The organism is Winogradskyella sp. PC D3.3, from assembly GCF_054366245.1.
The window spans coordinates 1,398,319-1,416,170 of the sequence record NZ_CM135962.1 but is presented as its reverse complement, the minus strand read 5'-3'; the positions used below and the strand labels follow the sequence as shown (position 1 = coordinate 1,416,170).

Sequence of the window (17,852 nt, the reverse complement as noted above, 5' to 3'; positions counted from 1 at the left end):
TTTCTGAAGCTATTTTTTTTTTAAATATAATACTTATTTGCTTACTCGTATAACATCGTAAAAATCTTTTCTACGATCTTTTAAATTTTTCACTGCACCAAAGGAATGTAATTCTCTTAATAATCCCAAATCTACATCAGCAACTAATATCATTTCTGTATTAGGTGTGGTTTCTGCTTTTATGCCGTTGCTCGGAAATGAAAAGTCACAAGGCGTAAACACTGCTGATTGTGCATACTGAATATCCATATTATTTACATTAGGCAAGTTACCAACACTACCTGCAATAGCAACATAACACTCGTTTTCTATAGCTCTTGCTTGAGCGCATAAACGCACTCTAGAATAGCCATTTTGAGTATCTGTTAAAAATGGCACAAATAAAATATCCATGCCTTCATCTGCTAATAATCGCGATAATTCTGGGAATTCTGAATCATAGCAAATTAAAACTCCAATTTTCCCAGCATCGGTTTCAAAAGTTTTTAACTGATGCCCTCTTTGCATTCCCCAAACTTTAGCTTCATCTGGAGTGACATGAATTTTTTCATAGCGTTCTAAACTTCCATCTCTACGACATAAATACCCCACATTGTAAAGCACATCATCCACAACTTCTGGCATACTACCCGAAATGATATTAATATTGTAAGAAATGGATAACTGTTGCATTTTCTCTACAATAGTTTGCGTATAACTCGCAAGCTCTCTAATGGCTTGTGGCTCGTGCATATGATTATACTTAGCCATCAATGGTGCATTGAAAAACTCAGGAAACACCGCAAAATCTGAACGATACGCAGAGACACTATCAACAAAATACTCCACTTGCTGCATTAAATCATCTAAGCCATTGTATGGACGCATTTGCCACTGAATCAACCCTAAACGCACTACTGTTTTAACACTGCTCGCCTTTTTGTTGGGTTTGGTATAATAAATATTATCCCATTCCATTAACACCGCGTATTCACTAGAGGCCGTATCCCCTTCTAAATAGCCTTTAATAATTCGAATGGGATGAAAATCATTAGACGTCTGAAAGTTTAAAACCGGATCGTGAATCTCCTTATGTTTTACTTTCTGAATGTATTCTTTTGGTGAAAATTGATCTTTATACTTGTGGTAATTTGGCATTCTACCACCAAACACAATCCCTTTTAGATTTAGATTTTCACATAGTTCCTTTCGGTAATCATATAAACGACGTCCTAAACGTAAGCCTCTAAATTCTGGTTTAATAAAGACATCTATTCCATATAAAACATCGCCATCAGGATCATGATTTTTAAATTTATCACCTTCAATGATGTCCGCGTAGGTATGGTTATCATCAATTTTATCGTAATCTACAATTAAAGACAACGCACAACCCGCCAATTGTCCGTCGATACGAATAACCACTTGACCTTCAGAAAAAATAGAGGTCAAACGAGCAATATGATCCTTTTTCCAATACGAATTCAGAACACCACCATAGGCTTCTAGGGTTGCTGATTTTAATTCTTCAAAATCACCAACCGTTAAAAAGCTTAATTCTATATTATCAATTCTATGCTCTTCCATTACATATCTAAAAGATAAGCAAAAATTAAAGGTGCTACAATGGTCGCATCACTTTCTATAATAAATTTAGGGGTGTTAATATCTAATTTTCCCCATGTTATTTTTTCATTTGGCACAGCGCCAGAATACGACCCATAACTGGTTGTACTATCGCTAATTTGACAAAAATAACTCCAAAATGGAGTTTCCGGACGTTCCATATCTTGATATAACATTGGCACTACACAAATAGGAAAATCACCAGCAATACCTCCACCAATTTGGAAGAATCCGATACCATTTTCAGAATTATCGGTGTACCAATCTGCTAAAAATGTCATATACTCAATACCCGATTTCATAGTACTTGCTTTCAGCTCTCCTTTAAGCACGTAGCTTGCAAAAATGTTCCCCATAGTACTATCTTCCCAACCTGGACAAACAATAGGAAGGTTTTTCTCAGCTGCAGCATACATCCAAGAGTCCTTCAAATCTATTTCATAATACTCTTCTAAAACACCAGACAATAACAATTTGTACATATATTCATGCGGAAGGTAACGTTCACCTTTAGCTTCAGCATCTTTCCATATTTTTACGATATGTTCTTGAATACGTCTAAAGGCTTCCTCTTCAGGAATACACGTATCTGTTACACGATTTAAGCCCTTCTCTAATAAATCCCATTCATCTTGAGGCGTTAAATCTCTGTAGTTTGGCACACGTTTATAATGGCTATGTGCCACTAAATTCATGATATCTTCTTCTAAATTTGCACCAGTACAAGACACGATTTGCACCTTATCTTTACGAATCATTTCGGCAAAAATCTTCCCTAATTCCGCAGTACTCATAGCACCAGCCAAAGACACTAACATCTTTGCACCAGAATTTAACTGATCTTCATAACCTTTTGCAGCATCTACTAAAGCAGCTGAATTAAAGTGTAAATAATACTTTTCTATAAATTTTGAAATTTCTCCTTTATTAGTAGTCATCATCTGTATCAAATTTAGATTTTTTATTTCCTGTGTTAGTTGAATCGTTGAAATTGCTTTCAAAACCATCTTCAATATTTTGGTCTTGAAATTTGTAGCTTAACATTTTGTAGTACAATTTAGCCGCTAAGAAGTCTGATGATTTATCTTTTTCGTTTGGACATAATTCTACAATATCAAAACCAACTACATTCTTTTCTTCAAATACTTGTTTTAAGAACTCTAGTGTTTCGTAATATAATAAACCTCCTGGTTCTGGCGTACCTGTACTTGGCATAATTGAAGGATCAAAAGCGTCCAAATCAAATGTAATAAATACATTATCAGTCATCTGATCTATTGCAGCATCCATCCAACTATCATCAACAGCCATTTCGTGAGCAAAATACGTTTTCTCCTCATCCATTACGGTTTTCTCAATAATATCCATTGAGCGAATTCCAACTTGTATTAAGTTAGTAGTTTGACTCGCTTCATAAACAGCACAAGCATGGTTACAGTTAGTACCTTCGTAACTTTCGCGTAAATCGGCATGTGCATCAATATGTAAAACCGTTAAATCATCAAACATTTCATTAAATGCTCTAATGGTTCCGATAGACACAGAATGTTCACCACCAAAAATAGTCACAAATTTGTTCTTTTTAATATAGCGTTTTGTAGCTTGGTGAACCGCTTCTACCATCGCTTCTGGCGACGCCTTTTCAGTAACAGCATCTGCTAAAAACACACCTTGTTGATACACTTCAGAATCGGTTTCAATATCATAGAGCTCCATATTTGCTGAAGCCTCTAAAAACGCATCAGGACCTTTATCAGCTCCTTTTTGCCATGTACTTGTACCATCGTAAGGTACAGGAATTAATACGATTTTAGCCGTTTCTAATTTTGCTAATTCTTCTGGAATACCAGCGTAAGTTTTTGTTTTCATGTTTACTTCCCGTGCAAACGGGAATCTTATTAAATTATACTTATTTTATTTTCGAAAAAAAAACCTAAAATCCGCTCAATGAGATCATTTAAACTAGGACTTTATCTTTTCTTTTAAATGTTATTTTCTAAAAGTTACTTCACCTTTTCTTCTGGCTCATAGCCCAAAATACCTAACAGATTTTCACTTTTTTGCTGTTCTGCAAAAACTTTAGTGCTTAGATTACCTTCAGCATCTTTTTGAATTAAAATATGTTTTGGTGTTGGAATTAAGCAATGCTGTAACCCACCAAAACCACCAATAGTTTCTTGATAAGCACCAGTATTGAAAAACCCAATATATAACGGTTTATCCTTATTATATTTAGGTAAATAGATAGCGTTAGTATGTTGCTCACTATTGTAATAATCATCACTATCACATGTTAATCCCCCTAAAAGTACACGTTCGTAATTATCATTCCATCGGTTGATAGGTAACATTATAAAACGCTTATTTATAGCCCAAGTATCTGGTAAAGTTGTGATAAAAGAAGAATTAATCATGTTCCATTTTTCACGATCATTTTGCTGCTTTTGGTATAATATTTTGTACAATGCTCCTCCACTTTCACCAACTGTAAAACTGCCAAATTCTGTAAAAATATTCGGTGGATCAACTTCTTCTTCTTCACAAACGATGTTAATCTGATTAACGATTTCGTCTACCATGTATGCATAATCAAAATCGAACGCTAAAGAGTTTTTAATTGGAAAACCTCCTCCAATATTCAAACTATCTAAAGTTGGACAGATTCTTTTTAAAGCCGTATAAACCTTTAAACATTTGTGTAATTCATTCCAGTAATAGGCATTATCTCTAATCCCTGTGTTAATAAAGAAATGAAGCATTTTCAGCTCTACTTTTTTATTATCTTGAATTTGATTCTTATAGAAAGGGACAATGTTTTTGTATCCAATTCCTAGACGTGAGGTATAAAATTCAAACTTTGGTTCTTCTTCTGAAGCAATTCTAATCCCAACCTGAAACTTTCCGTTTACTTCTTTAGAAAGCAAGTCAATTTCTTCATAATTATCTATAATTGGAATTGCATTTTTGTGCCCATCATTAATAAGATCTGCAATATTTGTAATATACTGGTCACGTTTAAAACCATTGCTTAACACATAGGTTTTATCCGTAATTTTACCTTCTTTTTTAAGCGCTCTTACAATATCGATATCAAAAGCTGAAGACGTTTCAATATGAATATCATTGGTTAATGCTTCATCTAAAACATGTTTAAAGTGCGAACTTTTGGTACAATAGCAATAATTGTATTTTCCTTTATAATCGTACTTTACAAACGCATCTGAAAACCATTTTTTTGCGCGTTGAATGTTATTAGATATCTGTGGTAAATAAGTAAATTTTAATGGCACTCCATAATCTTCAACCAACTTCATAAGATCGATATCGTGGAAATGCAGCTCTTTGTCCTCAAGTTTAAATTCGTCTTGAGGAAAGTGAAAGGATTGATCAATAAGATCAATGTATTTATTATTCATAATGTTTATTAAAAATTCAAGTAAAAAATTAAAAATATAAGCGTAGACCGTATAAGGGCACGTTATATCATACCTGAATTTGGCTTTGTGTAGTTGGTACAAAACCATAAATATGCTGACTAGCAGCAATCGCAGATGCGGAAGTTAGCTCTAAAATTCGGTTACTTAATCTATAAGCTGCTCTTGAATATGACTTCCTAATTTTCAAGAACCCGAACATAAAAACATGTTTCAATTGTTCAGCTAAAACTGGTTTTATAATCTTGTTAGAAAGGTACCAATTTCGGTACAAATGTAAATTATTTTTTAATACGTTAAACTTTTTTTATTTTTTTTTAATCGTTTTTCAAATTCAACATATACCTAAAACAAATCATTAGTAAACAAACACTTATATCACCGACTCCCCCCTTAAGCCCTGCTTATTTTACCCTTAAAAAACAGATAATCAATTCAATAATATTCCTACAAAAACTAAAATGTAAGCTATAGAAATCTTAACTTTAATAGAGAAATATATACCTCGTACGATATATCTGTAGCACCTATCATTATCTTCATTTATCTTTTAAACACTACAAATTTATATCGTGCAAACAACACTCAATTAAAACCACCTAGTACAACTATAAACTTCAACATAGCTAATATACCTGATGCTAATTCTAGCCTTCTCTAGAAATTATATTTAAAGATATTAAAACGAATGACACTAATTATGATGCTGAGTTAGAAGATCTAAAGCTCATCATAAACAAAAGCTATAAAAAATGATGATGATAAAGTGAAAGACATGAGCGATAATAAACTAAGAAAACTCAATAAATAATTCAAAAAATGATAAAAATGCGAGGTATATAAATAATTATAAAACCTCAGATCAAATTTACGATCTAAGGTTTTTTTAAACGTTCTCTGTTTAATTTTATGCTGTTAGGCAATAGAAACATCTTGATTTACACGTACACCATTAAATTCGACTGTTAAAGATTACGCGAGGCTTTTTAGTAATTACTCGTCAGAAATCATTAAAGCATTATTGGTATCTATCTCTATTTCAATAGCATCACAAGGCAAAAGATTTAATTGCATTTTTTGTCCGTTGCTATTGACATTAGAGGCTACAACAATAATATCATTATTAGACAACGCTTGCCAATCTGTATCATTAGTAGTCGATAAACTCTGGGTGTACAATTCACTGTAATCTTGTCCGTATATCACAATATCGTAACTCATTGTACCGTTGTTAGTAATTCTAACTTGTGGCAAATCATCTACGCAATTGAGCGTTTGTGGACTTAAATCGGCAAAAGGGTCTTGAACATCTGACGTATCCGTCGTACAATTTAACATAAGTAAAAGCACGAAAAAAAGTGTAAAATTTTTCATAAGTAGGTCATTTTTAATCTATTTGGGGGAGCAATATAGAAAAAACAACCAGTCAATCGATAAAATGTTACATTTATTCGACGAACGGTAAAATCACAATATTATCGCCGTTGCCGGTGAGCCCAGAAACTACAGCATCTTCAAGGTATTTACCTCTTGTTCAGTAAGATGCTTCCAGTGACCACGAGGAATGTCTTTTTTAGTTAAATGACCTATAGCAACGCAATCAATTTTAACAATATCGTAGTTCAGTTCTTCAAATATGGTACGTAAAATAGTGTTACCTGTATTTTTAATCTTAATACCAACTTGACTCTTAGATTCACCTTGGATATAACTAATTTCCTCAACAGCCACTAATTTACCATCGACCTTAAATCCTTCTTGAATCTTCTTTAAATCTTCATATTTAAGATTCTTATCAAGTTCTATTTGAAATAATCGGGCAACTCCACTTTTAGAATTTGTGAATTTTTGAACAATTTTATCATCATTAGTAAACAATAATAGGCCTAAAGAGTTTCTTCCTAAACGACCAATAGGTTTAATACTTGCACTAGTCGCATTTGCCACTAAATCCATAACCGTTCTCCCTTTACCTTCGGCAGTCGTTGTAGCAAAGCCTTTTGGTTTATTTAATAAAATATAAACAGGTGGTTCTGGAGTAATACGTTGGCCATCAAAACGAACATCGTCTGCACGTTTCACTTTGTAACCCATTTCGGTAATCACCTTACCATTAACCGTTACTAAACCAATGGCGATATTCTCATCGGCTTCACGACGTGAACACATACCACTATTGGCAATGTATTTATTTAAACGAATCTCATCTGGGTTTGATGATTTTGAAGACGATGCTGTCTTCTTAACGGATTGTGTTTTCTTTTTAAAAGGAGCGCTTCCTTTAGCAAAACTGTTTGTCTTACTATTAGCATTTCCTCTTCCTGAAGTCTTTCCTTTTCCCTTGCTATCTTGATGTTTGGTCATGTTCCAATTTTTTGCAAAGGTAAACAATTGTTTATATCTAGTGCTTAATTATTTAAGATGTTTAACACCCAAGCTTTGCAACACCCTAAAAAACAATAGGCCTTGCTTTTAAATTCGATTTAAAACGATGGAAACATCAATTAAAAGAATAGAAAAAACACCCACCACAATGATAAATTTTAGAATATTATGAAGAATAAGATAATGGTTTTTTTTATTCGATTTTAGGAGAAGAATGAGATATAGCACCAACAACACAATACTGAGATAAAAGAAATAATACATATGACCAATCTTAAAAAACAAAATGAGCATAATTGCTGAGACAATCGTAAAAGCAGCCACAATGGTTAACATTAACTTAGACACCTTCTCATCATAAACCACAGGAATCGTTCTATAATTCAGAGCCAAATCCCCTTTTAAATTCTCTAAATCTTTAGTGAGTTCTCGCATAGAAATGAGCAAAAACAGAAAAATTCCGTGTGCAAAAACAACCGTTTCAAAATTTTGATAATAAATAAAAATAGCAAAAAACGGTGTTACGGTCAATACTGCTGACACCATATTACCAACAATGGGTAGCTTTTTTAAACGATGGGAATACAACCAAATCGCAAAAATATAAATTGAAAAAAATATTACTGCTTTAAAAGATACATAGCTAGCAACCACAACGGCCAAAAAGTTGAGCACAAAATAGAAGGATAATTTTGTGTTTTGACTCACCAAACGGTCTAGCATGGTTTTTCTAGGTTTGTTGATTAAATCTTTCTCGGAATCGTAAAAATTATTAATAATATAGCCACCTGCAATTGTTGCCGAAGAAGCTAAAACCAGCATTAAAAGATTAAGGTCGAGAAGTACGGATTTAACAGGTTTATCGTGAGCAAAAATATATACTGATGCTAAATACTGTGCAATTACGACCACTAAAATATTGTACCCTCTAACTACAGAAAATAGACTAAAGAATTTAAGTAGAATGTGTTTCTGCCGTCTTGATAACATTATTTTGAAGGTGTAAATTCTGAAACAACAGCATATTTAAACGCAGTATTACAATACCAAAAATTTAGAAGTTATATACCACTTCTAATTTCTGACCTTTAAGCGCTTCTCTTGCTTTGTCTATATTTTCGGTAAATCCTAGAATATAACCGCCACCACCAGAACCACAAAGCTTAAGGTAATAATCATTAGTCTCTAAACCTTTTTTCCACAGCTCATGAAATTGCGTAGGAATCATCGGTTTAAAGTTATTCAAAACCACTTTAGACAATTGTTTTGTGTTTTTAAATAATGACTTCATATCACCCTTTAAGAAATCATCAACACAAGCATCTGTATGTTTTATAAATTGATCTTTAAGCATACTACGGAAACCTTCACTTTTCATGTTTTCCATAAAAATACTCACCATTGGTGCAGTTTCTCCTACAATACCACTATCTAATAAAAACACAGCACCTTTACCTTCCACTTTTTGAGAAGGAATACCTGTAGCTTCAATATTATCTTTAGAATTGATTAATATAGGTAGACTTAAATAACTATTTAACGGATCTAATCCCGAAGATTTCCCATGGAAAAATGACTCCATTTCAGAAAAAATGGTTTTTAACTTTAGAAGTTTTTCACGTGTTAAATTTTCTAAAACCGTGATTTTATCACTAGCATATTTATCGTAAATTGCAGCTACTAATGCACCACTACTCCCCACTCCATATCCTTGTGGAATAGAAGAATCGAAATACATACCAGAGTCTACATCGTCTTGCAATTTATTGATATTAAAGGTCACCAAATCCTTATCTAACCCTTCTAAATACGTCGCAAAACGCTTTAAGCTTTCGTTAGATTCTTGAGCTTCTTTAGTTGGATTTTCATCCCTCTTTAACGCTCCATTATAAAAATTATAAGGAATAGATAAACCTTTAGAATCTTTTATAATTCCATATTCACCGAATAATAGAATCTTAGAATAAAATAGTGGTCCCTTCATATGGTATAAGCAATAGCTTTAACAAATATACGTATTAAAATTCTAATTGGTTGGCGCCGAGTCCAATTTGGTCGCAAATATAGTGCCCATTTTGACAATGACTAACCAATTCTTGCTCAATAAATTCTAGAATAGATTCTTTTTCATTTTCTGGATATAAGACATGCACATTGGCTCCTGCATCGAGTGTAAAACAAATATTGGAATCCGTTTGTTGTCTATAAGCCCAAATTTTATTAATGATGTTTAGCGTATTTGGTTTCATTAATATAAAATACGGCATACTTGTCATCATCATAGCATGAAGGGTTAAGGCTTCACTTTCTACGATTTTCACAAATTGAGTTAAGTCACCAGACTTCAATATTCCTTTTAACTTTGCTAAATTTTCATGGGCTTGCAAAAAACGCTCTTTTGCAAACGGATGACCATACATTAGTTGATGACCAACGGTACTACTCACTTGCTTTTCGCCTTTATCAACTAATAAAATAGTGTCTTGATAATTTTTAAAGTTTGCATGCACATCTCCTTCAAATTTCACACCATACAAATCAGAACTACCTACAACGCTTTCATTTTTCCCCCAAACTACAAGTTCTCCTTCAATACTTCTACAAGCACTTCCTGAACCTAATCGCGCAAGGAAAGATGCTTTTTGGTTAAAGTAAGCCGTCTCCACAGAACCAGAAAGTTCTTGTTCAATACTCATTAAACATAAAGCAATGGCGCTCATGCCAGATGCAGAAGAAGCTATTCCAGAACTATGTGGAAACGTATTCGATGTTTCTATTTTAAAATGGTAATCCTTTAAAAAAGGCATATAAATTTCAATACGCTCAAAAAAGGTTTGAATCTTTGGTTTGAATGCTTCATTTTTTTCACCTTCAAAATAAATATCAAAACTAAAACCTTGGCCCTCCTTCTTTATATAAGTAATTTCGGTAATGGTTTTACAATCTGAAAGCGTAAAGCTAATCGATGGATTTTCGGGAATTTGATGTTTCTTTTTTCCCCAATATTTTACCAAAGCAATATTACTTGGTGAAGCCCATTTTACAACACCTTGTTCTATTGTTGAATTGTAGGTTTTAAGTATAAAGTCTTGTTCTGTCATTGCATACTAAATATCTGAGCAAGACTGCCTAAAGGCAGACTTTTCAATTATATCTTATAATTATCTGCAAAAATAAGTAAATTCTAAAGGTTCTTACTTTATTCTTCTGACAATGCGAGTAGTTTTACCATTGTTTTATAGTTTCTGGCAGTGGCATTACTATTGAGCTTTTTTTCAAAATAACTAAGATTAAATTTTGAACGCCCATAACCTTTAGAACAAAAGAGGTAAATACAATCATTTAGGATTACATAGTCGTCATCTGGATATGTTTTTTGAGACGCTTCGATTACTAAATCCGCACCCGGAAGTTCACTTAACAACACAAAATAACTTTCTACTTTTTTAGCATCTTCGAAAGGACACCTATTAAAAATAGTAGATAACTGCTCTTGGGTTCTAACAAAAACTAAAACTTCAAATCCAAAATGCTCCCTTATCAATTTTTGAATCCTCTGTTCTAATTGTTTTAAATTCTTATTTAAAGATTTAAAAATAACATTACCACTTTGAATATAGGTCGTCACATCTTCTAAACCAGAATCAGATAACAATGCTCTAAGCTCAACCATGGGTACTTTACGGTGACCACCAACATTTATTCCGCGCAAAAGTGCAATATAACGCTGCATTTAATAATTTTATTTTTAGCAATTAATGTAAATATAGCTAAAATACACCCTTTAACTAATATCAATATAAACAACGCATTACCATACCACATCAACTATTAACCATGCAAAAATTCATCAATAACTATAGTCTTTAATTCTTTTAAATGCAAATAAAACCGATTAAATGTTGCAAGATTTCATAAAAAGTTTAGTTTTGTGTCCTTAATCCCTTAACTACATGTGTTTCCCCAAATCAAACGCTGTTATTATTATATTCGCGTTCTTATTTTTTAACTGGCATACGATTGAGGCCCAAGAAAAGCTTGTAGCTAACGACACCACAACAGCTTGTACTTTTGACAGTTACAAACTAGATGTATTGGTTAAAAATGACAGCCTTTATAAGGCTACAATTCTCCTTAATGACGCCATTAGTTTTTCAAAAAAATACAATTTAAAGTTAACACTAGCTAAATCTTATAATGCCTTAGGAAATGTTTTAGCAAAAATGTCTAATTTCAAGAAGGCTGAAAGTTATCTTGAAGATGCCTTACATATTTATGATTCGCTTGGCAATAAAAAAGGACAAGATTTTGTTTTATCCGGAATGTTAAATGCATATATTCAAGAAAAGAATTATGATAAATTTGACAGTATTTATCCAAAGGCACAGCGACTTTCAAAATCACTAAATAGTGAAATTTACTTTTTAAATTTAGAAAACAAAATCAAAAGAGATTATTATACTTTTAATAATGCTAGCCTATTAGAAATGTCTAGTAAAGGTTTAAAACTCTTAAATAATACTGATGTTTCAGCCTTAAATATTTCTAAAGAATATCATACAGAAAACTTAAAAGAAAATCTACTACAGTCTTACAAATATTACAATGCGCTTGCACAAGTTAAAGTAGACAATACCAAACCTAGTAATTATCACCTTTTATTTTCTATAAAAGATGAAGAGCTAAAAGCATCATTAAGCACCAATATTAATGCGTACAGAAAGCTAGCAACCTTCAATTATTATAAATATTTATATTATACTAATGCTAAGAAAAATTTAGATTCTGCTAATAAATACTTATTAAAATCTGATAAATACAAATACGAGGCCCTCGCAATTATTGAAAACAAAAACAGTAGAAATGGGGAGTTAATTTACAAAATTATAGATGCCGAACAAAAATTAAACCTAGCTAAAGAGCTACAGAAAAAAGACGCAAAAAATTCTCAAATATTTCTAATCAGTACAATAATTGTAAGTGCATTATTGCTTATTACCTTAAGCATTTTCTATGTTTATTTTAAAGCCAAACGAAATATACTAAGAATGAACAAAGCTTTAAAAGCCTCTAATTCTAAATTTATTGAGATTGATAAAGATCGTCTTGAATTTTTCTCAGTATTAAGTCACGAATTACGTACACCAATATATGGTATTAGCGGTTTAGCGACACTTATTGATCAGGAGAGTGACGATAATAAAAAACAATCTTATTTAGATTCTTTAATATCATCTAGTAATTATTTATCGATTTTAATTGATAATATTTTACAGGCCAATCGTTTAAAATTTGAAAAGAAAAATCTGCGATTAAAGCCTGGTAAGATATCGCAGATTGTTAACCACGTTATGAATACGGTTGCCGTGGCTGCTGAAAACAAAGGTTTAGAACTTAAAGTTCATATTGATAAATCTGATGACCAAGAATTTATCTTGGTTGATAAAGTGGCCTTTAGTCAGATCTTAATCAATTTAGCATACAATGCCATTAGGTATACAAAAATAGGCAGCATTACTATAAATGTTTTTGAACAGAAACGCAACGCTAACGATATTACTCTGCGCTTTGAAGTAAAAGATACTGGTATTGGTATTAAAGAAGAACACCGATCAATTGTTTTTAGTGCTTTTGAAAACAAAGCCTTTTTAAATAAAAACAGTAGCGGCTCTGGACTAGGTTTATACATTGTAAAAACACTTTTAAAAAGTCATGATTCAGATATCGATTTTGTTTCAACACCTAATAAAGGCACTTGTTTCTTCTTTGAAATCAAATTTAAGCTTGCTAAAGCCATAGATACTCAAGGCACTGTACCTGTTATACCACAACGAGATATGCGTATTTTAGTGGTAGATGACAACAAAATAAACTTATTAATTACGAAAAAGAATATCGAAAAAATTAAAGGTTATAGTTGCCAAACGGTCGCTAATGGCAGAGAAGCTATTTCTATCATAAAGGAAATGGATTTCGATTTAATTTTAATGGATATCAATATGCCAGACATGGATGGTTACGAAGTAACTAAACACATTAGAATGTTTAACACAAGCATCCCTATTTTAGCACTGACAGCATTAAATTCTAACGAAATTTCTTTAAGAGCAGAAGCTGTAGGCATCGATCAGATTATTACAAAACCTTATATTTTTGACGATTTTAAAGCCGTAATCACCTCGTACAGTGGCCATAATGACAACTACCGTAAAATGGATGCCGAAGCGATATAAGCACTGGTCCATGCATTCTGAAAGTTAAAACCTCCAGTAACAGCATCGACGTTTATAACTTCACCTGCAAAATACAAATTAGGAATACGTTTGCTTTCAAAAGTTTTAAAATTCACTTCTTTTAAGTCAACTCCTCCAGCCGTCACAAATTCTTCTTTAAAGGTACTTTTTCCTGTCACTTGAAAAATAGCACAAGTCAACTGATTTGCTAAGGCTTCTAGTTGCTGTTTATTAAGATCTGCCCATCGCATAGTCTCCTCAATATCGGAAGCCAAAACCAATTGTTTCCAAAGGCGTTTGGGCAAATCGAATTGTGCCAATTTAACCACCGTCTTTTTTGCAAATTCTTGCTTAAAACGTTTAAGCTGATCTAAACAAGATTCAAAATCTAATTGAATGAAATTAATTTCAATCTTAAAATTATAATTCCTTTTTGCTAATTCTACAGCTCCAAAAGCAGAGAGTTTTAATATGGCCGGGGCACTCATTCCTACATGAGTCACAAGCAATGGGCCATGAGATTCTAAATCGGTTCCGACAACTTTAATTTCAACATTTTTTGCCACCACACCAGGAATATCTTTGATACGATTATCTTTAATATCAAAAGTAAAAAGTGATGGTACTGGGTTTATAATCGTATGTCCTAAATCTTCAAGAAGCTTCCAAATTTTAGGATTACTTCCTGTAGCAATTAATAATTTTTTCGATTGAAAAATGCCTTGAGAGGTTTCAATTACAAACTCATTTTCTAAAGCTTTTACCGTCTTTACAGAATGATTATAAAGTACTTCTACATGATGCTTTTCAGCCTCATGTAAAAAACAATCTATAATGGTTTGAGATGAATTTGACGCCGGAAACATTCTGCCGTCCTCTTCAATCTTTAACTCCACTCCACGTTCTTCAAACCAAGCAATAGTATCTCCTGTCATAAACGTATGAAAAGGCCCTAAAAGTTCCTTTTCTCCTCGTGGATAATTCTGAACCAATTCTGAGGGTATAAATTCAGCATGCGTCACATTACAGCGCCCACCTCCAGAAATTTTTACTTTCTGCAAACCTTCTTTTCCTCGTTCTAAAATGGCAACAGACAATTCAGGATGCTGTTCTGCAATATTAATTGCTGCAAAAAAACCTGCAGCTCCACCACCTATAATTATAATATCTTTTTGCTTATTCAAACTGTTTTATTAAGAAGATTTTGTGATAATTTATTTGTGTTTTTTATTGACGAATGCTACTTTGAGTCAAAGTATAAAATTACAATGATATCCATCAAAAGACTAATATTTCTACTATTTATTGCGAGCTCTTGTCAATCTACAGGGCAATTAAAAATTGAAGCGCGCATTATTAACGAATTAACGGAAGTGTCTGCTGCAGAAATAGGCAAAGATTCTGATATCATTTGGGTCATTCAAGATGCTGGAAATAGCAATCACCTAATAGGGCTAGATAACAATGGGCACATGGTTAGAAACATTAATATTAGTAATGCCAAAAATAAAGATTGGGAAGATTTAACTTCTGATAACCAAGGCAACATTTATATAGGAGATTTTGGAAACAACAAAAAAAAGCGGAAAACATTTAAGATTTATAAAGTAAATTACGAGGATTTAAATTCCAATTCAGCAGATGCTGAAATCATTGAATTTTCACTTCCTAAAAACCAAAAACCTGAAGATTTTGAGTCCTTTTTTATTTATAATAATTCCTTCTACATTTTCAGTAAAGAGAATAAAACATTCCGTGTTTTAAAAGTGAAGAATAGCATCGGAAAACAAGTAGCAGAACTACATTCTGAATATAAGTTTAAAGGTAAAAATAATAAAATAACCTCAGCCGATATTAGCGAAGACGGCAACACTATAATTCTTTTAAATCACGATAAATTATGGAAAATCACCAATTTTGAGCGTGATGATTTTTTCACCGGAACGCTAACAGAAACTAAATTTGATCATGATTCTCAAAAAGAAGGTATCTGTTTTAAAACCGACTCAACCCTAATTATTACTGACGAAAGAAAAAATTCTGAAGGAGGATATATCTATTCTTTTAATTTAAATTAACGTGTTACACTCCTTTAATGCAAGCCAATTTGATGTCTTCTATTGGATATCAATCCTGGAAGTAATCGTGGCGAAAAGTTACTAGAAGCCTGATTAAGTAAAATCATCACTAGTGAAAAGCTAATGACCAATATTGAAATTAAACCTGAAATAAATGTCGTTAACAAGCTTCGAGTCATTTCGGCATTGTTAACGTCTAAGATTAGAGCATGTTTAACGAGGTATGAGACACCTCAAAGCTTCCTAAATAAATTACATCCCCAATAGACTAATAATTGAAGGAGAAAAAGCAATATTACTTTCTAACTTTCCTAGTGAGTTAAAGATTGTATCTAGGTAGTTCTTCACGTTTGTTAATTATAAATAAAACCCACAGAAAGTAGGTACTTCAAAGTAAATACCAAAAAACGGTATTTTAGTTTTAATAGCTTATGCCTTATGCTTAAGATGTTAATTGATATCATTCAAAATTCAACCAATCTACAGAGCTTTGTTAAGAAATAAAGCTTACTTCTTAAAAATAACATTCAACAACTCCTCATCAGAATATTAATCGAACAACCGCAACCACAAGCTTTAAAAAGTTTTTTTATTTACATCTATAAATTAAAGGACTTCGGTTTCAAAAACAACTTCGCTCGCTATTGTTTTATGTACAGGGCAACGCGACGAAATTTCTTTTAAACGTTCTATTTGTTCGGTCGTTAAATCTCCAACAAATTTTAATTTTTTACTTATGTGATCTAAATATTTGGGTTGTTCTAAAACAAGATTTAAATCGTCGCTATGTTTTCTAGAGTGCGATATATAAACATAAACCTCTCTTAAATCCCACTTTTTGCGTTCGGCATACATTTTAAGCGTCATTACCGTGCATGCTGCTAATGCCGCATTGAGATATTCGTAAGGAGAAGGTCCAAAATCACTACCTCCAACACTTGCGGGTTCATCTGCAATAAGCGTATGATTTTTAGTTTGTATTGAAGTGGTAAAATTATCTTCAATGATGTTTAAATGCCCCACTAATTGCTCGCCTTCTGTACTTAACATAACATTTTCCTCCTTTGGAAAGTATCGTTTTGCCCAGGTCCCAATGACCTCACCAACATACTGACTGTCTTCTTCCTTAGACAATAAATGATCGGCATTATCTAAACTAACAAAACTCTTAGGGTGGTGTGCATTTTTATATAATTGCTCTGCATTTGCTATACCGACAATTTTATCGATAGGCGAATGCATTATTAACAAAGGCTTACGTAAATTTCCTACAATTAAAGGCAAATCTGTTTTATCAAACGCTTCAACAAAACTTTGATTAATAACAAATGGTCGTCCGCCTATATTAACCTCTATATCTCCTTTTTCGATAGACTCTTCAACTTGGTGTGAAAACAAATGCTTCACATGATCTACTGTTGCGGGAGCACCTACTGTAGCAACGGCTTTGACAGCTTCTAATTTTGAAGCAGCAACCAATACTGCCGCTCCACCTAAAGAATGACCAACAAGTAGGCTTGGAGCTTTATAATGCTCAGCTATATACTGATGCACATCTAACAAATCATCAACATTTGCAGAAAAATGACTGTCTGAAAATTCTCCTTCACTTCGTCCTAAACCTGTAAAATCAAAACGCAGCACCGCAAATCCATTTTGCGTTAAAGCTCTACTCACATTTCTAACAGCACTGAGGCTACTGCTACACGTAAAACAGTGTGCAAAAATGGCGTAGTAATTTGGCTTCTGATTGGCTGGTAATTCTAAACTTGCATTTAAAATCAAGCCTTTTCTATTTACTATTTTTAGTTTCGTACTTTTCATAATCTCATCTTAATCTTCAATGGTTACACCGCGCCAAAACGCTACACGATTTTTAATCCCTTTTGCCAATTCTGATACTTCTGGATAAAACCAAGCGGCATCCTTATTTACTTTACTGTCTACTTCGATCGTATAGTAAGAGGCCGTTCCTTTCCAAGGACATACCGAGTGTAATTCACTTGATTTAAAAAATTCTTTATTAATACTCTCATGAGGAAAATAATGATTGTTTTCTATGACGATTGTTTCATTACTTTCGGCTATGACTTTATTATTCCAAATGGCCTTCATAT

General features: G+C 32.8%; 16 protein-coding genes. 2 read left to right on the top strand and 14 right to left on the bottom strand.

Annotated features, from left to right (window positions below; genetic code table 11):
- Window positions 1-33: 33 nt before the first annotated feature.
- The 10 genes from ACXGSQ_RS06040 to ACXGSQ_RS05995 form a co-directional block, all read right to left on the bottom strand.
- Window positions 34-1,566 carry a GNAT family N-acetyltransferase gene (locus tag ACXGSQ_RS06040; RefSeq protein WP_458628727.1) on the bottom strand — a complete coding sequence of 511 codons (1,533 nt, stop codon included), beginning with the start codon at window positions 1,564-1,566 and terminating at the stop codon, window positions 34-36.
- Complete coding sequence (locus ACXGSQ_RS06035; protein WP_458629324.1) at window positions 1,566-2,543, bottom strand: deoxyhypusine synthase family protein; 978 nt, start codon at window positions 2,541-2,543, stop codon at window positions 1,566-1,568. Before ACXGSQ_RS06035 ends, ACXGSQ_RS06040 begins: the two co-directional genes overlap by 1 nt.
- Window positions 2,533-3,474: an agmatinase gene (gene speB, locus ACXGSQ_RS06030; protein ID WP_458628726.1), complete on the bottom strand. Its 942-nt coding sequence runs from the start codon at window positions 3,472-3,474 to the stop codon at window positions 2,533-2,535. The genes ACXGSQ_RS06035 and speB overlap by 11 nt, the downstream gene beginning before the upstream one ends.
- A 134-nt stretch (window positions 3,475-3,608) precedes the next feature.
- Window positions 3,609-5,021 carry a type III PLP-dependent enzyme domain-containing protein gene (locus ACXGSQ_RS06025; protein ID WP_458628725.1) on the bottom strand — a complete coding sequence of 471 codons (1,413 nt, stop codon included), beginning with the start codon at window positions 5,019-5,021 and terminating at the stop codon, window positions 3,609-3,611.
- Window positions 5,022-6,032: 1,011 nt separating this feature from the next.
- Window positions 6,033-6,413 carry a hypothetical protein gene (locus tag ACXGSQ_RS06020; protein WP_458628724.1) on the bottom strand — a complete coding sequence of 127 codons (381 nt, stop codon included), beginning with the start codon at window positions 6,411-6,413 and terminating at the stop codon, window positions 6,033-6,035.
- A 129-nt stretch (window positions 6,414-6,542) separates the two neighbouring features.
- Complete coding sequence (locus ACXGSQ_RS06015) at window positions 6,543-7,403, bottom strand: pseudouridine synthase (protein WP_458628723.1); 861 nt, start codon at window positions 7,401-7,403, stop codon at window positions 6,543-6,545.
- A gap of 108 nt (window positions 7,404-7,511) precedes the next feature.
- Window positions 7,512-8,414 (bottom strand): geranylgeranylglycerol-phosphate geranylgeranyltransferase, encoded by a 903-nt coding sequence (locus tag ACXGSQ_RS06010; RefSeq protein WP_458628722.1) that lies wholly within the window; start codon window positions 8,412-8,414, stop codon window positions 7,512-7,514.
- Window positions 8,415-8,478: 64 nt separating this feature from the next.
- Window positions 8,479-9,408 (bottom strand): mevalonate kinase family protein, encoded by a 930-nt coding sequence (locus ACXGSQ_RS06005; RefSeq protein ID WP_458628721.1) that lies wholly within the window; start codon window positions 9,406-9,408, stop codon window positions 8,479-8,481.
- A gap of 34 nt (window positions 9,409-9,442) precedes the next feature.
- A complete protein-coding gene (locus ACXGSQ_RS06000) occupies window positions 9,443-10,525 on the bottom strand; it encodes a diphosphomevalonate decarboxylase (protein WP_458628720.1) in 1,083 nt (360 codons plus the stop codon).
- 98 nt (window positions 10,526-10,623) lie between these two features.
- A complete protein-coding gene (locus ACXGSQ_RS05995; RefSeq protein ID WP_458628719.1) occupies window positions 10,624-11,157 on the bottom strand; it encodes a DUF1697 domain-containing protein in 534 nt (177 codons plus the stop codon).
- Window positions 11,158-11,377: 220 nt separating this feature from the next.
- Here ACXGSQ_RS05995 and ACXGSQ_RS05990 point away from each other — a divergent pair, with 220 nt between their 5' ends.
- Entirely contained in the window at window positions 11,378-13,657 is a 2,280-nt protein-coding gene (locus ACXGSQ_RS05990) for a response regulator (protein WP_458628718.1), read from the top strand.
- Here ACXGSQ_RS05990 and ACXGSQ_RS05985 read toward each other — a convergent pair.
- Complete coding sequence (locus ACXGSQ_RS05985) at window positions 13,627-14,841, bottom strand: BaiN/RdsA family NAD(P)/FAD-dependent oxidoreductase (protein WP_458628717.1); 1,215 nt, start codon at window positions 14,839-14,841, stop codon at window positions 13,627-13,629. The two genes, ACXGSQ_RS05990 and ACXGSQ_RS05985, sit on opposite strands and share 31 nt — an antisense overlap.
- 84 nt (window positions 14,842-14,925) lie before the next feature.
- Here ACXGSQ_RS05985 and ACXGSQ_RS05980 point away from each other — a divergent pair, with 84 nt between their 5' ends.
- Window positions 14,926-15,735: an SdiA-regulated domain-containing protein gene (locus tag ACXGSQ_RS05980; protein WP_458628716.1), complete on the top strand. Its 810-nt coding sequence runs from the start codon at window positions 14,926-14,928 to the stop codon at window positions 15,733-15,735.
- A gap of 14 nt (window positions 15,736-15,749) precedes the next feature.
- On the opposite strand, the gene ACXGSQ_RS05975 is transcribed toward ACXGSQ_RS05980, so the two are convergent.
- From ACXGSQ_RS05975 to ACXGSQ_RS05965, 3 genes are all read right to left on the bottom strand, one after another.
- Complete coding sequence (locus ACXGSQ_RS05975) at window positions 15,750-15,914, bottom strand: DUF2254 family protein (RefSeq protein WP_458628715.1); 165 nt, start codon at window positions 15,912-15,914, stop codon at window positions 15,750-15,752.
- 427 nt (window positions 15,915-16,341) lie between these two features.
- Window positions 16,342-17,559, bottom strand: a complete 1,218-nt coding sequence (locus tag ACXGSQ_RS05970) for a bifunctional alpha/beta hydrolase/OsmC family protein (protein WP_458628714.1) — start codon at window positions 17,557-17,559, stop codon at window positions 16,342-16,344.
- Window positions 17,560-17,568: 9 nt separating this feature from the next.
- Window positions 17,569-17,850, bottom strand: coding sequence for a DUF427 domain-containing protein (locus ACXGSQ_RS05965; protein ID WP_458628713.1), 282 nt, complete (start codon window positions 17,848-17,850; stop codon window positions 17,569-17,571).
- Window positions 17,851-17,852: the final 2 nt, after the last annotated feature.